Origin of the sequence: uncultured Gimesia sp. (assembly GCF_937919775.1) — a bacterium.
Lineage (GTDB): Bacteria > Planctomycetota > Planctomycetia > Planctomycetales > Planctomycetaceae > Gimesia.
Genome location: NZ_CALFPF010000614.1, coordinates 1 through 4,683, shown reverse-complemented (window position 1 = coordinate 4,683; position 4,683 = coordinate 1). Strand labels below are relative to the sequence as shown.

The window sequence follows — 4,683 nt, the reverse complement described above, 5'->3', positions numbered from 1 at the left end:
ACTTAATTAGCCCTCATTGTTCACATATTTGAAAATATAAACCAGCCGATTATTGAATTTTTCTCAAGATCCGTCAGATTTCAACTCCCAGCCGAACCAATTGTATACGTCCCAATCTTTCAAACGACAGCCCCCAGATCCATCGAAAACAAGCATTGTTAACCAGTGAGCTGCACTAACATTCCATCGAATTCGATTGAGAAACTGATCTCAAAGTCCCAGAATCTCTTTGAAAATCTGATTCTAAGCTGTCATGATGAAGGTCCTGAACACATTAGATTCAGACAGTATCACTGTTTGGAATGCTTGGAAATAGTTCACTCTCTCAATCATTCAACTCGGACTGAGGAAGAAGCACTAGATGAATCGAAACATAACAAAGTTTCTGTTACTCATCCCTGTTTTCTCTGTTCTGCTGCAGGGCCCCTTCAGCCTGAATGCGCAGGAGCACAAACAGCCGGTCTCTTCTGCTGCCAGTTCCTGTCTAGAAAAACTGAAAGCCCGTAAAGGGCTCTGTGTCGTGCTGGGGTTACCGGAATCCAATCAGGCGTCCTTTGTCGTCGAACTGATCCAGAATAGCGATTTACAAATTTACTTTCAGTCGGAATCTCTTGAAGAAGTCGATCAGGTTCGTCATCTGGCCGATCAGGCAGGGTTCCTGGGACAACGTATTTTTGCCGATCAGGGAAAGAGCAGCGCTATTGCGCTCGCCAGTAATCTGGCCGATGTGATTTTTGTACAAAATACGGCTGGTCAACTGGAATCTCAGGAGGAGCTATTGCGGGTTTTACGACCTCAGGGTACGGCATTTTTTTCCGACTTTGCAGTGACAAAACCGATTCCAGCGGGAAATGATTACTGGGACCATCCCTATCACCGCCCGGATAACAATCCTCAATCGACCGACCAAAATGCACGGTCTCCGTATCGTACTCAGTTCCTGGCAGATCCCAAATTCTCGCCGATGCCGGAAGTTTCTGTAGCAGCGGGAGGCAAAGTTTTCAAAGCGTTCGGTCACATTGCACATAAAGAAAATCAGAACGCGATCTTGAACACTTTAATGTGTATCAATGCTTACAACGGAACGATTCTCTGGAAACGGAAACTGCCGGAAGGCTTCATGATTCACCGCAACACCATGATCGGCACTGAAGATGCCCTTTTGATGGCGGATAATGAATCCTGTAAAATTATCGACAGTGAAACAGGTCACATCCGAGACGAAATTGTCATTGATGAAAAGCTCGCTGACGGCCCCGTCTGGAAATGGATGGGGATGCAAAACGGGACTCTTTATGCACTGATCGGAAATAAAGAAATCCAGGTTGATACCCAAAAATCGGCAAGAAGGGGCCTGGGACACTGGCCTTGGGCGATGTGGAAAGGTCACGATTACTCTGACCCCCAGAACGCCTTTGGGTACGGCCGCACCTTTGTTGCGATTAACCCTGCCGATAAAAAAGTCCTCTGGCATTTTCGCGAACAGGACTTTATCGACAGTCGCGGCGTCTGTATGAAAAACGACCGTATTTTCTATTACTGCCCTGACAAATTTCTGGCCGCTCTGAATATCGAAAATGGAAAACAGGTCTGGAAAAATGCTGACAAAAAATTACTCACCTCGATCGGTTCCAATCAAAAAGCACAACATTACGTGACCGGTTATGCCACCACAGCCTACATGAAGTGCAGCGACGACTACCTGTTTTTTGCAGGACCTCAGCGTTTGCATCTGGTCACGGCTTCCGCCTCTGATGGATATATGCTGTGGGAGAAAGAACATGGAAATCTGCAACTGGTTTTGCGCAAAGACGGCATTTATGCCGCTGGCCCCAAAGAGACCGGCATGAAACTGGATTATGCCACCGGAGAAAAGATCGCTTCACTCCCCACCCGCAGGGCCTGTACCCGTGCCACAGGAAGTGTCGACAGCATCTTTTTCCGTACGACAGGAGGAACAGTTCGGCTGGAAACGGAATCGCATACCGCCCAACACATTGCCCCCATGCGGCCTCCCTGTCAGGATGGGGTCATTGTTTCCAATGGACTCTTATACTGGGGCCCCTGGATGTGCGGTTGTGAGCTGTCGCTTTACGGACATATCTGCCTGGGACCTGAAAAGAATTCCGCTTCGCCGACGGCACAGACTCCCCCTCGACGCGTCACCTATGCGAGTGACCTGTCGAAAGTCGAACCGCTACCGGTCCACACGGATGACTGGCCGACTTTTCGCGGTGACAATCGGCAATCTTCCACGACGAAAGTCTCTGTTCCTGCGAAAACAAAACTCGTCTGGACAACACAGGTCACACAGTCCTCACTGCCGACGGCTCCTGTCATTGCAGGAAATATGATTTTTGTTGGCGACCGGAATGGCGTCGTGTCTGCATTCGATCTGCAAGGAAAACAGGTCTGGAAACAATATACCGGAGCCGCAATCTTTTATCCGCCGACGGTCGATAATCACCGCCTGTTTGTTGGCTCAGCAGACGGACGTGTTTATGCCTATGAAGCGAAAACCGGAAAACCACTTTGGTCGTTCCGCGTCGCCCCCACTCAACGCTGGATGCCCGTTTATGGTAAATTGATCTCGACCTGGCCCGTCGCAGGGGGGGTAGTCGTGCAAGATGAGACGGTTTATGCTGCCGCAGGCATTGCTCATTTCGATGGAACCCATATCGTGGCCTTGAATCCGATAACCGGAGAATTGAAACAGGAAAATAATTCCTCGGGAAACTTATCGGAGACCGTCAGTAGCGGGATCAGTCTGCAGGGAAGCTTATATATTGATGAAAACGAACTCCGGTTCCTTGCAGGAGGCGTTTATGAAATCGCCCGTTATAACCTGCAGACCTTAAAATGCCTGAATACTCCCAGTACAGAGGTAACATCACAGTATCGCACTGCCTTCTATCCCTATTACCCGGACTATGGAAAATATCTCTCGATTGAACACACACTGGCTGACCGGCGGGAACTGGTGCATGACGCCAGTTATGAGGGCAGTGTGTTTACCAATCTGACATTGAAGGAAGCGTTACCCGCCAGTGCACCGAAAGAGAAAAAAGAAGTGGCCCGCTGGTTAAATATGCGTGCCAGACGTACCGGCGAAGCATTTAAACGCAAAAATATCTGGGAAGACCAGAAACAGCGTCGCTTTACCAGTTTCATTGTCTCTCCTGAAACTCTCATAGCAGCCGGTCATCCGGATCTGGAACCAGAACAGCCCTTTCTGACGGCAATCAAGATAGATGACGGAACAGACCTCTGGACTCACCCACTCGCCGCGCTGGCAGTGCAGGGGGGAACCGCCATCGATTCAGAAGGAAGAGTCATTGTTTCACTGGAAAATGGACAGCTTTGTTGTTTCAGCAGAGAATAATCCTGAAGAGCCGTAATCCATCACCGTTGCCTTTCTGCCGGGCTCCAAATTGGTTACGTTGTGTAAATCGACATGACCTCTTTCTAGTTCCAGCTGAAATTTCATTCGCATGACAACTTCGATCCAGCTTTATCTTTCCGAAAATCATCACGAATCACCTGAGAGCCTGACCGATCTTGCCAACCTTCATCGCAATGAACTCATTTCGCTCTTTGACGAAACCACTTCTGAATATGTAGGTTTTGTCGACCGACAACTTCTGGCAGACCCGATAGAACTCAATCAGTTGCATGACCTTGAATTGAATGCGGACCAGGCCGGAATCTGGCTGCTGCCTTTCAGAGATTCAGAACCACTGATCACTTCACTGGAGAGTCTGCCTCCGGTCGCAGCAGCGCTGGCGATGAATCCTTTGCAGCATGCAATAGTGTTGTTATCAAAGTCAGCTTTTTTGAGCCTGCAGGAAATTCCGGATTCGGAAGAACTTCTCTGGCATGCCTTAATCCTTCTGACTCAAGCAGGCCTGAAATGTGAGCTGATTGATTCAAGCCCGCTCACTCGTTCCGGCAAAGCAAAACAACCGTTTCCTGAACTGGCCCCGAACCATCCTGGTCCTGAACGTGACTGGCTGCTGCATTTACTGAGGGCCTATCATCCGGCTCAGGATTTGCCCTTCATTTCGTCTCCCTCGGACGCGACAGCCTTGAAAGCGGGGTTATTCTGCATCCATGATTATCTGGAGGAAAGTCATCAACTCTCGCAATCAGTAGAGCATCAGGGCTTACATCACGCGGGTGACTATTGGCACCATATTATGCACCGTCGCGAACCGGATTACTCCAACGCCAAATACTGGAGCAGGGCCGTCGGTTATCATCCCCTGCATGATATTTTACCGAATGCAGTACAGCCATTATTTGACGAGTCTCAGAGCAAGACCGTTTTGAACTGGAAAAACCGGTTGTTACAGAATAACCGCTGGTCACTGAATGCCTTTGTCGACTGCTGTGCGGAATGTGAATCAAGCCAGGATCAAGAATTGAACGGGTTGGCCCGAAAGATTCAATGGACGGAAATGCAACTCCTGCTTCAGAAAACATCCCTTGATGCAGCAAGAGGTTAAGTCGAATCTGCTTTTCTCGCGTCCCACGAGTCTCAAAACCGGATTTTTACAAATATTGCTGTTTAGAATACCAAATCGCCTGAATTGCACCGTTAAATTCTGTTGACAGCCGCGTTTGCGCGGTTATGATTTAAGTACTTACCGCTCAATCCTCCTGCGACTCCTGCGGGCAAACCGA

At 48.9% G+C, this 4,683-nt stretch carries 2 protein-coding genes; both read left to right on the top strand.

Going from position 1 to position 4,683, the window contains the following annotated elements:
• The first annotated feature begins 361 nt into the window (after positions 1-361).
• Positions 362-3,382: a PQQ-binding-like beta-propeller repeat protein gene (locus Q0294_RS17640; protein WP_299468090.1), complete on the top strand. Its 3,021-nt coding sequence runs from the start codon at positions 362-364 to the stop codon at positions 3,380-3,382.
• Positions 3,383-3,491: 109 nt separating this feature from the next.
• Positions 3,492-4,505, top strand: coding sequence for a hypothetical protein (locus Q0294_RS17635; protein ID WP_299468088.1), 1,014 nt, complete (start codon positions 3,492-3,494; stop codon positions 4,503-4,505).
• The last annotated feature ends 178 nt before the right edge of the window (positions 4,506-4,683 follow it).

Excerpts from the sequence above, each read along its gene's own strand:
- Q0294_RS17640 (WP_299468090.1), top strand. The coding sequence starts at position 362 with ATGAATCGAAACATAACAAAGTTTCTGTTACTCATCCCTGTTTTCTCT.
- Q0294_RS17635 (WP_299468088.1), top strand. The coding sequence starts at position 3,492 with ATGACAACTTCGATCCAGCTTTATCTTTCCGAAAATCATCACGAATCA.